This window comes from Geobacillus sp. PLS 41 (assembly GCF_056494105.1).
In genome coordinates this window covers 1,997,106-2,010,226 of record NZ_CM151395.1, presented here as the reverse complement: position 1 = coordinate 2,010,226, position 13,121 = coordinate 1,997,106, and the positions used below count along the sequence as shown (strand labels likewise).

Genomic DNA, 13,121 nt, shown 5'->3' with positions numbered 1-13,121 from the left:
TCACCAACCAGAGCAGGCAGTTCGGCTTATAAAACCCCAAGCTGCTCATCGCGCAGATCGGTAATAAACATATGTCCTGGGGCATGCGTAATCATGATATCCGGCTTTACTTCCATAGCAACCGCTTGAGGGGTGACCCCACAGGCCCAAAATACCGGGGTTTCCCCCTCACGGATGGTGACCGGATCCCCAAAATCAGGCTTATAAATATCATGAATCCCTATAAGTTTCGGGTCGCCAATATGAATAGGGGCACCATGAACAGACGGGAAGCGGCTCGTGACTTGAACCGCCCTGACAACATCCTTATGGGGAATCGGGCGCATGCTTACAACCATCGGCCCTTCAAATCTTCCCGCTTTTACACACGGGATATTCGTTTTATACATCGGGACATTGCAATTTTCTTGAATGTGGCGAACCGGGATGCCATTGTTCACCAGGGCATGTTCAAACGTAAAGCTGCACCCGAGCAGAAAGCCGACCATGTCCTTATCCCAAAGATCGATGATATCCGTCCGCTCCTCTGTCAGTTCGCCATTTCGATAAACCCTATATTTCGGCAAGTCTACACGCAAATCTGCTCCTGGCGCCACCATGCTTGGCTCCCATGATCCCGGCTCGGTCACATCTAATACCGGACAAGGTTTCGGATTGCGCTGGCAAAACAGAAGAAATTCAAACGCCAACTCCTTCGGCAGCACAACTAAATTAGCCTGTGTATAGCCGTTTGCGACACCCGCTGTCGGTTTCACCCATTCATTGTTCCGAATCATTTGCCGTGCTTCTTTGGAGCTCATTGGTGCGGCGAAAGTCATCGCAATCTCCCTCCTTGGTTATTCAATATCACGATCTCCGATTAAGGGTATTAGTTTCTATCCCAAAATCACGTTCCCCGATACACGTGCGCCAAAGAATACCTCATTAGCATTTCTAAGTCTAATTTCTTTATCCATCGTTCTGCTGCAGAGTTTACGTGAATAATATTTTCCTTCGCATCAACCACCAAAAATGGATCAGTAATAAACGATAACAGTCCCTCTATCGAGTAACCTAAGCCGCTCTTTTCTCATCGTTTCTATACTAAATCATAAATCATATCCATGCCTGGCCGCCTAACTTGCCCGAATCTGATGCCCGACAGTATTTTCTTGCAATCACCGTAAACTACCATAAAAAAGAGAGGAGTTTTCTCATCCCCCCTTCCTTTCAAAATACACATGCAACCGATACTCGCAAATCTCTTTTGTCCAGTTGTGCAATATTTCTTCATGCTCGTTCTCAATGGCAAATTGGAGCGCAAAAACGTTATTTGCAAAGGAAATCAGCCCATTCGAACTGCCGCTCCATTTCGTCATCGGCATGCGGGCGATCAACCGGCTCACCTTTTCCTGGTCATATTCCCAGAGGCGCTTCGTTTCTCCGTCGGAAAAATCGATGCGCTTTCGGTATTCTTTTTCCGTTAAATACCGATGGAAAAACGGGGCAGCCTCCTGCGGTGTAATTGGTTGGTGCCATCCGGACGGTCCACGTTCAAGCATGGCTTTTAGAACAACCATTTTGTAGCTTTTTGACATCACCGTACGTTCCATTTCAACAAGCCACGGCTCGTGTTTTAGAAACACTTCCTTTTCCAGCTCCGACAACTCCCCCGCCCAATATAAAAAGGCGACATAAGATCCGAACTCTTGTTTGTACTCCGCCGCTTCACTTCGGCCTTGGAGATGCAGTTCCAAATACGTCGGCCGTCTGCCAAGCTCCTGTTTCAGCTCCCGATAATCAGCAAGCAGCCGTTCTTTGCGCGGTTGGCGTTTTTTCTGCATCTCTTCGAGAAGATGGATGGCTTGAACATCGAGATGCAGTTCGCACGTTTCCGGAACCGTTGGCACAACGGATTCCCGCGCCTTTTTCTTCGTTTCGCCCCGCTGTGTATCAAACAGGCGCAGTTTGACATCCGCATTCCGGTAGTTTCCGATTAAATCAATAATCACGCAATAATCCTTGCCTTTGTACAGCCGCAGCCCGCGCCCGACTTGCTGGATGAAGACGGTCAGCGATTCCGTCGGCCGCACGAACAAAAGTGTATCGACAGAAGGAATATCGACCCCTTCATTGAACAAGTCGACGGTGAAAATGGCGTCCAGTTCACGGCGTTCCAACATGGCAATGGCCTGCTTGCGCGAAATAGCCGTCTGCTTCGAATGGAGACTGACCGTCCGGTAGCCGTGACGCTGGAAATATTCGGACAGAAAATCAGCTTGCCTGATCGATGAACAAAAGACAAGCGTCCTTGTTTTCTTATACTTCTCCCACGCTCGCAAAATCTTCTCCACCATCTCCTCGCGAAGCTGCACTTGAAGCAGTTCTTCCTCATCATAGCGATTGCCAAGCCACTTGATTTGCGAATAGTCTGTGTCGTCGTAGACCCCGTAATAATGGAAGGGAGCCAACCAACCGCGCTGCACCGCTTCGATAAAATCGATGCGATACGCGACATTTCCGTCGCAAAGGGCGTATACGTCTTTGTTGTCGCTCCGATCTGGAGTAGCAGTGATGCCAAGCAAAAATTTCGGCTGAAAATAACAAAGGACGCGTTCGTACGAGCGGGCTGCCGCATGGTGGAACTCGTCGACAATGATCAAGTCAAATGCGTCGGGACGAAACGAATGCAAATGTTTTTTCATGCTTAGTGTAAAGATCGAGGCAAACACCATGTCGGCATTTCCTTCTTTTTGATTGCCATCGTACAGTCCTGCTGTTCGATCAGGAATCACGCGTTCAAACGACTGCTTCGCCTGGCGAAGAATTTCTTCGCGATGGGCGATAAACAGCACCCGCGAAAAACGGCGGGCAAAAAAAGCGGCCAAGTATGTTTTTCCCAGCCCGGTCGCCATGACAACCATCGCTTTGTCGTACCCTTCTTCATAGGCAGCTTCCAACCGCTCCAACGCCTCAACTTGGGCAAAGCGCGGCTGGATCGTTCCATATGGCGCCGCCGTTTCATGGACAACATCAACCTTGTCCGCCGTCTCTCCCTCTTGCTTCTTCTCCGTTTCCGTCGGAAGCATCAACTCGATTTCTTCATTCTCCGCCCATATGCGGGCTAAATTGGGGTGCCGCTGATGATAGTCTTGATGCTGCTTTTCATAGTCAGCGGCCGTTTCGGCATTGACCGGCACGGTTTCCGGAGCGTAAAACAGCTTTAAAAACTGCTCCATTGCTTCGGCAAATACATCCTCATCAACGCTCTTATCCAGCCCAAGGTTCCATTCGACACCGTCAGTGAGCGCCGAACGGGACAAGTTGGAAGAACCGACAATGAAGTAGCCGCCTTCTGTATCTTCAAATAGGTACGCTTTCGGATGAAAGGAAATTCCCTCACTCCGATACAAGCGGACCTCGATGTCCGGGTGGATGGATATGAGCTCGCGCAGCGCCTCTGGCTGAGTGACAAACAAGTAATCACCAACGCAAATTTTGATATCCGCCCCCCGCTCTGCAGCTGCCCGCAAACTGTCCTTCAATAAGCGAACCCCGGACTTCATGGCAAACGATGTCAGTATGTATATCGTCGACGAGCGGCTCATCTGTTCCTGCAACTTGTCGAGAAGACGTCTGGAAATCAACTCCACCTTACTCATCGTGAACCTCGATCAAAAAAATTTTGTCTCGAAAACCACCGCGCTTCTCTGCCTTTTTGGCGCGGATTTGTTCCACTTGCTCGATCGAAGCGCCATGGCATTCAGCCAAAGCATGGATAATTTCCAACACGTCTGCGAGCTCTTCAAGAGCCGCCTCATCCGTTTCCGCTTGGACGTATTCCTCAAGCTCCTCAAACGCTTTTTTCTGCAGTTCTTTCCTATACTCTTCATCGTCAAGTATGCGGGTTGTAAACGTTTTTCCCGCTTGTTCAATAATGGTTGGAATGCGGTCGCGAACGAGTTTGTTGTACATCGGCATGTCCATTCCTCCATTTACAAAACTATACTACCATTTTACAAAATTTCGCCTTTTTTTCATAGGAAAGAACACACAGAAGACCGCCGTTTCTAAGGCCTATTGCCTGTTGCAAAATGAAAACACCAAAAATTTCACATACTCCCCCCTCTTTCATCCCATACTAAGAAAAATCGACATAATTCGCGCTTGGGGGCTATGATGGAACACTCGATCCTTTGGCTGCTTGCTGCGGTGGGCATCGGTTTGCTGGGGCTCAGCTTCCGCTTTCTTTCACCAAGGGAAGTATGGCTTTCGTTTTTGCTGAATGCGTATATTTCCAGTTTGGCAGGCCTGATCGTCAGCGGGGCGGGAATGCTTGCCTATCCGGTGCGGCTGTTTCCAGATTATACGAACGACAGCGTGATCTTTGAATACTTGCTTTACCCTGTTGTCAGTGTGTACGTTTACGGGACATCGCGCCGCTCGGGCTGGAAGGGGATATGGATGCAGTGCGCCGCTTATACAGGGGGGATGACGGCGGTCGAGATCCTGTTGGAGCGGCACACCGACCTGATCGAATACCATACGTGGAAGTGGGGATATTCATTCGTCTCGATGTTTGTCGTGACGCTCGCGGTTCGGGTGATGGCGGGACGGCTGCTGAAAGAAAACGGGTGAGCTGGCATGTCTATTTCTCCTAGTTGGCGCTATACATATAGTATAGTTGTCCAAAAGGAGGCGAATAGGATGGTGCTGTTTGACATCAAACACCGCCTGTATTACAGAAAATGCCGTCTGAAAGCCCACGGTTTCAATCGAGGGATGAAAGACGGCATTGCTCGGTAATCCCTTAAGAGGATTGCTTAGAGCCACCATCTTTCTCTTTAGATGTTGTAGTATAATCATTAAAACTGATACGATCTATAATATGGAACAAGAATATCGAAGAACGAAAACAACTGTATCGTTGATTTACTATCATTTTGTTTTCTGTCCGCGTTATCGAAGAAAGGTGTTAGTAGGCAGAGTGGAAGAGCGATTCAAGCAGTTAGTAGAGAAATTTGCCAAGAGAATGATGGGGTCATCCTTGCGATGGAAGTGATGCCTGATCGTTGTCGTTTGTTCTTGAATGGCCTCCCTTCTGATTCTCCATCAGATATGATGGCAAGAGTGAAAGGAGTGACTCCCAGACGATTAAGGCAGGAATTTCAACACTTATCTCATTTGCCTAGTCTTTGGACACGCTCTTTCTTCGTTAGTACAGCAGGGAATGGATCAAGCGAAACCATCAAACATTATGTGGAATCTCAAAAGAAAAGGGGGTGAACCCATGCCGACGATCACACTAAGGCTGGAACTGCACAACCCAACGAAAGTCAAACAGGAAATGTATGAACGGATGACAGAAGTGAATACAGAGTTTGCGAATTGGCTGTTGGATCATCCAGAACTGAATCAAGCGACGAGCAAAATTTTTAAAGAGTTTTCGTCGCAGCGGTTTCCTTCCGCCGTCGTGAATCAAACGATTCGAGAAGTGAAGTCCCAAAAGAAAAACCAGAAAACAAAGAAGTTTCGAACATTCTGGTGTTGCTTTAACAATCAAAACGTGAAGGTGGAAAAGAAAGGAGCGTTCTACACGGTTTCCTTCCCTACACTGGAGAAGCGAATTGGCGTGCCGGTCGTCACGCACCCCTATCAAGAAGCATGGCTGAATCGGCTGCTTAACGGAACCGCCAAACAAGGGGCCGCCAAGCTCTACAAAAAGAGAAAGAAATGGTACTTGGCGATCGCGATCACCTTTGACGTGAAGCCGCGGCACGAAACAAAGGTGATGGGCGTTGACGTTGGGCTTCGCTATATCGCTGTGGCCAGCGTGGGAACGAAATCACTGTTTTTCAAAGGGAACCAATGCGCCTTTGTACGCCGACGATATGCGGCTTTGCGGCGAACGTTGGGCAAAGCGAAGAAGCTCCATATGATTCGCAAAATCGGGCGTAAAGAATCCCGTTGGATGAAGGATGTCAACCACAAAATCAGCCGTCAAATCGTCAACTTTGCGCTCGCCAACGGTGTTGGCGTGATTCGGATGGAAGATTTGACGGGCATTCGGAAACGGGCGGCATCGCCCAAAGAAGCGGGGCGAAGCCTTCATGCTTGGGCGTTTCATCAACTGCAAACGATGATCGCCTATAAAGCGGAAATGGCGGGCATTCGGGTCGAGTGGGTGAAGCCGACCTACACGAGCCAAACGTGTAAATGTGGTTATCGAGAGAAAGCGAACCGAAACGGCATCCGCTTCCGATGCCAAAAGTGCGGATACACCATCCACGCCGACTTAAATGGCGCCATCAACATCGCCAAAGCGATTTCGGGCTTGAGCGCCTAGCGCACTGGTCACAGGTGCGCCGCCCATCGGGGTACATTCTAACCCGATGGGACGGGGTGATGACACACCCCTGAACTTGGGCGTGGTCCGAACCAGAAATGGATGAGGACGCGAACGACCCAAGAATCCCATGGCTTTAGCCGTGCGGAGTGTCAAGAAGCCATCAATTCCGCGCGCCCGAAAATGGCGCCGATCCGCCAAGACCGGGCTTGGGGGTATGTATGGAAGACCGTGAACGGCGAGCGGGTGAAGTTTTGGATCGATTTCCAGCGCGGACAGTATCTCTATTTTGAATATGGACGAAAATGGTATCGAGTGAAGTATTTGCAGGCGAACGGGCGGAAATCAGGCGAAGACATATTGAACGGGGCGATGATCGATTTGACGGTGGATGGGCATCGGCTACTGTTCATGAAAGGGCGCATCGGCCGTGAGACGGCGCACGCGATGTAAACGGGGGCTGCGCCTTGGGTGCCCTGCATGAATCGGTCTACAGCCGCGCTTGCGCCCATGCCTGATCAAACGCCCGGTGGATCTATGACATTCTGATCGGCCGCACAGCACAGGCTGGACAACAGAACCCCTGACGAGACATGGATCGAATCCACTTATGGGTGTTGCTGGCGCTGGGCCTCATCCTATTGGTTTTCAGCTTGCGCAAACCGCCCATTAAAGACGTGATTCTCGTGTTTTTATTGAAAGCTTATTTTTCCACCTTTTTCGGTGTCATTGTGGTCGAAAAGCATTTGCTCGACTATCCCGTGAGGTTTTTGGGGCAATACTTCGACACGAGCATCTTGTTTGAATACTTTCTGTATCCGATCATGTGCGTGTATTTTTATCGAACGTCGTACCATTCGAGCTTTTTCGGCATTGTCGGACAATGCGCCTTGTATACAGCCGCTTTGACGTTCATAGAAGTTCTTTATGAAAAGTATACAAATTTGATCACGTACCATACGTGGACATGGATGCATTCGTTTGTCACGATCTTTCTTCTGTCGTTTTCCGTTCGGATGCTGATGAAGCTGATCAACCGCTGGGAAGAGTCCGTCCGCTGGCGTTCATGACCGCTTCGTCACAGAAGCGCCCGAACGGACAAGAGACAACGTTGGCTTTCCAAAAGAAACTGTTTGCGGCCGAACGAATGTCCGCATGAAGCCCCTATGTCGAAAACGTGAGATCTCTTGGCGGCAGATGTCAAAGCAAGCATACAGGCGGCAAAGAGCCCCTAGCTCCTTGCCGCCTTCTTTTTATGCCCACCACATCTCCGGCAGTTCTTCTTTGAACAACACCTTTTTCAAGAGGGCGACGGCCTTTGACAGCCCTTCATCGATCGAAGCGAGCATATCTTCGTGTTCGATTGACAGCACGTAGTCGTAGCCGACGGCGCGCAGGGCGCTGACGATGTCGCGCCACATTTTTTCGCTTTGCCCGTAGCCGACGGTGCGGAACACCCATGAGCGATCGAGAATTTGGCTGTAATGTTTCGTATCGAGCACGCCGTTTTTGCGGATGTTCGCTTCGTCTAAGTACGTGTCTTTCGCATGGACGTGGAAAATCGCTTTTTCGCGGCCGAGCAGTTTGATCGCCTCAACCGGGTCGATGCCTTGCCAAAGCAAGTGGCTCGGGTCAAAGTTGGCGCCGATCGCTTCACCGACGTGTTCGCGCAGTTTGAGGAGCGTTTCCGGGTTGTAGACGACGAAGCCCGGATGCATTTCAAAGGCGATTTGCGTGATGCCGTGCTCCTTGGCGAACGCTGCTTCTTCGCGCCAGTACGGGATGACGACTTCTTCCCATTGCCATTTTAAAATTTCCAAGTAATCCGGCGGCCAAGAGCACGTGACCCAGTTTGGGTATTTGGCGCCGGGATGGTCGCCCGGGCAGCCCGAGAAGGCGTTGATGACCGGGACTTCGAGCTGCTCGGCGAGCCGCACCGTTTTCCGCCATGTTTCGTGCGATTGTTTGGCAAACGTTTTGTCCGGATGGAGCGGGTTGCCGTGGCAGCTTAACGCGCTGATCATAAGCCCGCGGTCGTGCACCGCTTTTTTCAGCGCTTTGATTTTGTCCGGCTGGTCAAGGAGCGCATCCGGATCACAATGCGCGCTGCCCGGGTAATTCCCGGTGCCAAGCTCAACGGCTTCGATGCCCATGGCGGCGACTTTGTCGAGCATTTGCTCAAACGGTAATTGTTGATACAGTACGGTAAAAACCCCTAATTTCATCGTCTTTCCTCCCCCTTAGCGCGGAGAGATGCCGGTCATTTCGCGACCGGCACCCACCGTTTTGTCCGATGGCTTTCTAAAATGGCGTCGACGATCGTCATCGTATGATGGCCGTCGGCGATCGTCGCAAACGGAAGCTCCCCGAGCGCCTCGCCGCTACGCTGGCGGAGAATGGCCCTGTAAAAATCAAGGAACAAGTTTTTCAGCCCGTCCGGCCAGCCTTCCTCATGGCCGCCTGGATAATGGGCGTAAGCGGCGGCTTGCGGCGACAAGAGTGCCGGGTCGCGGACGATTTCTTCGTTCGGGCCGTTGCGGCGCCCGACCCAGAGGCGGTTCGGGTGCTCTTGGTCCCAGGCGAGCGTCATCTCATCGGCGGCGATTTCAAAATAGAGCCGGTTTTTCCGGCCAGCGCTCACTTGGGAAATCGTAAACGCCCCATGGGTGCCGTCGTCAAAATGGACGAGCACGCTGCCGCCGTCTTCGGTGTCAATCTGGACTGGCTCCGCGTCTTGGTTGCTGCCGGATGTAAACGTGCTCCCTTCCTGTTTCGGCTTGTAGCGAACCGGATGGACGGTGCGCAAGTCGGCGAACACTTCGACGATGCGTTTTCCGAGCACGTATTGCACTGTGTCGCACCAGTGCGAACCGATGTCGGCGATGGCGCGCGACGGGCCGTTTTGCGCCGGCTCAAGCCGCCAGTTGTAGTCGGTGTCATACAAGAGCCAGTCTTGCACATAGCCGCCGTACACGAAATGGACGCGCTTCGCCTCACGGGCAAGCCGCTCTTTCGCCTCGACAACGAGCGGGTAGTGGCGGTAGTTGAAGCAGACCGCGCTAAGGCTTTCGCTTTGTTCAGCGAGCCGCTTCAATTCCGCCGACTGTTCGCTGTCCATGGCGAGCGGCTTTTCCGACAATAAATGTTTTCCCGCCTCAAGCACCGCCTTGTTGATGGGAAAATGCGAAACGTTGCGCGTGCAGTTGTGAACGGCTTCGACGTCCGGGTCGTCAATTAAAGCGCGGTAGTCGCCGTATGCTTTCGGAATCCCGAATCGGCGCGCGGCTTCCTCCGCTTTTTCTTGGCTGCTTGAGGCGATGGCGACAATGTTCACCAACGGCAGGCGTCGGAGCGCCTCAATATGGGAAGAAGCGGAAAAGCCCGTGCCGATAATGCCGACGTTGATCGGTTTCACTGCGTCACTCCTCCTTGTTTCGCTTTGATCGGCTCCAGCGGCTTGACGTTGCCGAAGACGATTTCCCCGCGGTTGACCGGCGCGGCCCAGCGGACGGCGTTGGCGATCACTTTCAGCACATCCGGGTGATGGTACGTCGGGTACGTTTCATGGCCAGGGCGGAAGTAGAAAATTTTCCCTTTCCCGCGCGTAAACGTGCAGCCGCTGCGGAACACTTCTCCGCCTTCAAACCAGCTGATGAAAATCGTTTCGTCCGGCTCCGGAATGTCGAAAAACTCGCCGTACATTTCTTCCTGCTCAAGCTCGATGTACGGCCCGATCCCTTCGACGATCGGATGGCCCGGGGCGACGACCCAGAGACGCTCTTTTTCATCGGCTTCGCGCCATTTCAAATTGCATGTCGTCCCCATCAGCTTTTTGAAAATTTTCGAGAAATGGCCGGAATGAAGGACAATGAGCCCCATTCCTTCCAGCACGCGGCGGTGGACGCGTTCGACAACCTCATCTTTCACTTCATCATGGGCGATATGCCCCCACCAGACGAGGACGTCGCACCGGTCGAGCACCTCGTCGGTCAAGCCGTGCTCCGGTTCGTCGAGCACAGCGGTCGCGGCGTCAAACCCTGCTTCGGCTAGGTAGTTCGCGATGACGGTATGCATTCCTTCCGGATAAATCGCTCTTACCTGTTCATCTTTCTTTTCATGGCGAAATTCGTTCCAGACGACAACGCGGATGGGTGTGGTCATTCATGAATCCCCCTTGGTTCTTTCGGCCTGCCTGTATGCGGCTAGGCCGAGTGTTTTTTGGAATGTTTCCCCATGTTCGCGACTCGTTGGGACGCCAGTGCGATTCATGGAGCGTTTCTCACCATTCGATGCGAACTTGCCGCCCTTGGTCGGACGATTCGTAAATCGCTTCTAACACTTTGGCGATCGTAAGCCCTTGTTCAGCGGTGCAAAGCGGCGGCGTGTTCTCGGCGATGCTCGTCAAGAAATGGTCAAGGAGCGCCACCCGTTCGCTTTGATCATCAAAATGAAGCGTGACATCGGCCGGAACGCCGTGTTCGTTGCGGAACCATTTCACTTCTTGGCGGTTTCCGGCGATATTCCACTCCCAGCGCACGCCGCCTTCCGTGCCAAGAAACTCGACATATGCCCGCTCTTCTTCAATATGCGACGCCCAGCTCGTCTCAAGCAGCACCGTCGCGTCGTTTTCGAGCTGGATGAACGCCGAGGCGAAATCTTCGACCGTATAGGCGGCATCAGGCGCAAACGATGTTCCCGGCCATGCCCCTTGGCGGCGCGGGCCGAACTTCGCGTACGTTTTCCCCGTCACCGCGACCGGGTTCGGGTTCCCGAGCAGCCAAAGCGTCACATCGAGCATATGGACGCCCAAATCGATGAGCGGGCCGCCGCCGGAGCGTTCGCGGTCAAAAAACCACGCCCCCCATGCGGGAATGCCGCGGCGGCGCACCCAACCCGTTTTCGCGTAATAAATCTCACCGAACGCGCCAGATTGGATTCGCTCATGAAGCCATTGCGCCGCTTGGCGGAAGCGGTTGTTCAGCGCCACCATAAACTGCTTGCCTGATTCGTCTCGGGCGCGGATGATGGCGTCCGCCTCTTCCGCTTTCGTCACCATCGGCTTTTCGCAAAGAACGTGTTTTCCGGCCCGCAAACTGTCGACCGACACTTGGGCGTGCAAAAAGTTCGGCACCGTGATGATGACGGCATCGACATCAGGAGAGGCGAGCAGCTCTTTGTAGTCGCGGTACACGTTGCGGATGCCGTACGTTTTCGCTTTTTCCGCGGCCGCTTGTTCATTGACGTCGCAAATCGCCTGCAAGACGGCGCGCTCCGAAAGGTTTAGCGCCGCCTTGATGTGTTCATTGGAAATCCCTCCGGCTCCGATCAAGCCGAGGCGGATTGGAAGTGTGTTTCCCATGTCCTTTTCCCCCTTGCGCTCATTTGTTTTCTCTGTCCCATATGCTCCACCGATTCGCCGTCCGTTTTCTAAGTGATGTAATCGATTACATCACCGTGCAAAAAAATCCGCCCGTTCCCCCGCACCGAACAGAGAGCGCTGTCAGCCCCTTTGCTCAGAGCGCTCTCCTCCACACGAATCGCGAATGACGAGCCGATCGGGAAGAACAAGCTGACGCCGCCGCGCGCTCGTTCCTTCAATGAGCGCAAGCAGCAATTCCATCGCCTTTTGCCCGATCTCAAACATCGGCTGGGCGATCGTCGTGAGGCTCGGTTCAAAAATCGAGGCCATTTGAATGTCGTCAAATCCGACAACGGCCACATCGTCGGGAACGCGTCCGCCTCGATGGCGAACCGCTTTGATCGCCCCAATCGCCATCTCATCGTTGGCGGCGAAAATCGCGGTCGGCGGCTTCTCAAGAGCGAGCAGCTTCAGCGTCAAATTATATCCGGACTCATAGGTGAAATCGCCTTCCTGCACGAGCGCAGCGTCCGCCTCAAGCTCATGCTGGGCCAGCGCCTGTTGGTAGCCGCGCAGCCGATCGCGGCTTAAAATGATGTTCATTGGCCCGGACAGGTGGGCAATGCGGCAATGGCCGAGGCGGATCAAGTGTTCTGTCGCCTTGCGGGCGCTGCTGATGTTGTCGATCGAAACGGTCGGGATGTCCGCCCCTTCCAAATACTCGCACGCCAAGACGATCGGAAACTGCCGCGCCATCTCTTCCACCAGCTCTTTGCGGATGCGGGCGGTCAAAAAAATCATCCCGTCGACTTGCCGCTGCGGCAGCAAATTCAAATACTGCTCCTCAAGCCGGACATCGTTTTGCGTATCGCCAAGCAGCACCTGATAGCCGTGCTTGAGGGCGACCGCTTCAATGCCGCGCAGCACCTTCGAGAAAAACGGATTCGTAATATCGGGCACGACGACGAGCACCGTCTCGGTCTCCATCCGCCGCAAATACCGGCCGAGCACGTTCGGCTGGTAATTCAGCGCTTCAATGGCTTCGAGCACGCGCTGCCTTGTCTCTTCAGTGACGTTGCCCGCGTTGCGCAGCACGCGCGACACGGTGGCCGTCGATACGTTCGCCCGTTTCGCCACGTCTTTTATGCTTGCCATTCGTTATAGTCCTCTCAGTTATGTAATCGATTACATCTTCATCGTATATGAAAGACAGGGCGGTTGTCAAGCGTTGTTTTTTCGATCCGTCTTAGACATGGTTTGCCCCTTTCTCATATAAAGAAATGGATTTTTATCATCCCGCACCGGGAAGACCTCCACTTCCACGCATAAGCGTAAGTATGGGATGAATCGATGCCCCCACCTTCAAGCGCAAGCGCAGGTGGGACAGCGTTCAACACTTCGTCTCTATAAAAGACGTATCACATGATGAATCCAAGC

General features: G+C 52.7%; 12 protein-coding genes and 1 pseudogene. 5 read left to right on the top strand and 8 right to left on the bottom strand.

The window, feature by feature from the left end; translation table 11 throughout:
• Positions 1–26: 26 nt before the first annotated feature.
• The 3 genes from ACVX3G_RS10095 to ACVX3G_RS10085 all read right to left on the bottom strand — a co-directional run bounded on the left by ACVX3G_RS10095 (position 27) and on the right by ACVX3G_RS10085 (position 3,960).
• Positions 27–818, bottom strand: a complete 792-nt coding sequence (locus ACVX3G_RS10095; RefSeq protein ID WP_011231588.1) for a putative hydro-lyase — start codon at positions 816–818, stop codon at positions 27–29.
• 375 nt (positions 819–1,193) lie between these two features.
• Positions 1,194–3,641 carry a DEAD/DEAH box helicase family protein gene (locus ACVX3G_RS10090; protein WP_025039172.1) on the bottom strand — a complete coding sequence of 816 codons (2,448 nt, stop codon included), beginning with the start codon at positions 3,639–3,641 and terminating at the stop codon, positions 1,194–1,196.
• A complete protein-coding gene (locus ACVX3G_RS10085; RefSeq protein ID WP_011231590.1) occupies positions 3,634–3,960 on the bottom strand; it encodes a nucleoside triphosphate pyrophosphohydrolase in 327 nt (108 codons plus the stop codon). The genes ACVX3G_RS10090 and ACVX3G_RS10085 overlap by 8 nt, the downstream gene beginning before the upstream one ends.
• Before the next feature lie 198 nt (positions 3,961–4,158).
• Between ACVX3G_RS10085 and ACVX3G_RS10080 the strand changes: the two genes are divergently transcribed.
• From ACVX3G_RS10080 to ACVX3G_RS10060, 5 genes and pseudogenes are all read left to right on the top strand, one after another.
• A complete protein-coding gene (locus ACVX3G_RS10080; RefSeq protein ID WP_025039170.1) occupies positions 4,159–4,617 on the top strand; it encodes a CBO0543 family protein in 459 nt (152 codons plus the stop codon).
• Positions 4,618–4,867: 250 nt separating this feature from the next.
• Positions 4,868–5,265: pseudogene (gene tnpA / locus ACVX3G_RS10075) on the top strand (IS200/IS605 family transposase).
• Positions 5,266–5,269: 4 nt separating this feature from the next.
• Positions 5,270–6,325 (top strand): RNA-guided endonuclease TnpB family protein, encoded by a 1,056-nt coding sequence (locus tag ACVX3G_RS10070; protein ID WP_014196139.1) that lies wholly within the window; start codon positions 5,270–5,272, stop codon positions 6,323–6,325.
• Between the two features lie 102 nt (positions 6,326–6,427).
• Complete coding sequence (locus tag ACVX3G_RS10065; protein WP_011231594.1) at positions 6,428–6,778, top strand: hypothetical protein; 351 nt, start codon at positions 6,428–6,430, stop codon at positions 6,776–6,778.
• Positions 6,779–6,918: 140 nt separating this feature from the next.
• The gene (locus ACVX3G_RS10060) at positions 6,919–7,395 is read left to right on the top strand and encodes a CBO0543 family protein (RefSeq protein WP_014196141.1); all 477 of its coding nucleotides are present in this window, start codon (positions 6,919–6,921) and stop codon (positions 7,393–7,395) included.
• Between the two features lie 183 nt (positions 7,396–7,578).
• Here the strand turns inward: ACVX3G_RS10060 and ACVX3G_RS10055 are convergent, their stop codons facing one another.
• From ACVX3G_RS10055 to ACVX3G_RS10035, 5 genes are all read right to left on the bottom strand, one after another.
• Complete coding sequence (locus ACVX3G_RS10055; RefSeq protein ID WP_014196142.1) at positions 7,579–8,550, bottom strand: sugar phosphate isomerase/epimerase family protein; 972 nt, start codon at positions 8,548–8,550, stop codon at positions 7,579–7,581.
• A gap of 35 nt (positions 8,551–8,585) precedes the next feature.
• Positions 8,586–9,740: a Gfo/Idh/MocA family protein gene (locus ACVX3G_RS10050; protein WP_014196143.1), complete on the bottom strand. Its 1,155-nt coding sequence runs from the start codon at positions 9,738–9,740 to the stop codon at positions 8,586–8,588.
• On the bottom strand, positions 9,737–10,486 hold the full coding sequence (locus tag ACVX3G_RS10045) for a ThuA domain-containing protein (protein ID WP_011231598.1): 750 nt from the start codon (positions 10,484–10,486) through the stop codon (positions 9,737–9,739). Before ACVX3G_RS10045 ends, ACVX3G_RS10050 begins: the two co-directional genes overlap by 4 nt.
• 118 nt (positions 10,487–10,604) lie before the next feature.
• The gene (locus ACVX3G_RS10040; protein WP_014196144.1) at positions 10,605–11,684 is read right to left on the bottom strand and encodes a Gfo/Idh/MocA family protein; all 1,080 of its coding nucleotides are present in this window, start codon (positions 11,682–11,684) and stop codon (positions 10,605–10,607) included.
• Positions 11,685–11,825: 141 nt separating this feature from the next.
• Positions 11,826–12,839 (bottom strand): LacI family DNA-binding transcriptional regulator, encoded by a 1,014-nt coding sequence (locus ACVX3G_RS10035; protein ID WP_014196145.1) that lies wholly within the window; start codon positions 12,837–12,839, stop codon positions 11,826–11,828.
• Positions 12,840–13,121 lie beyond the last annotated feature (282 nt).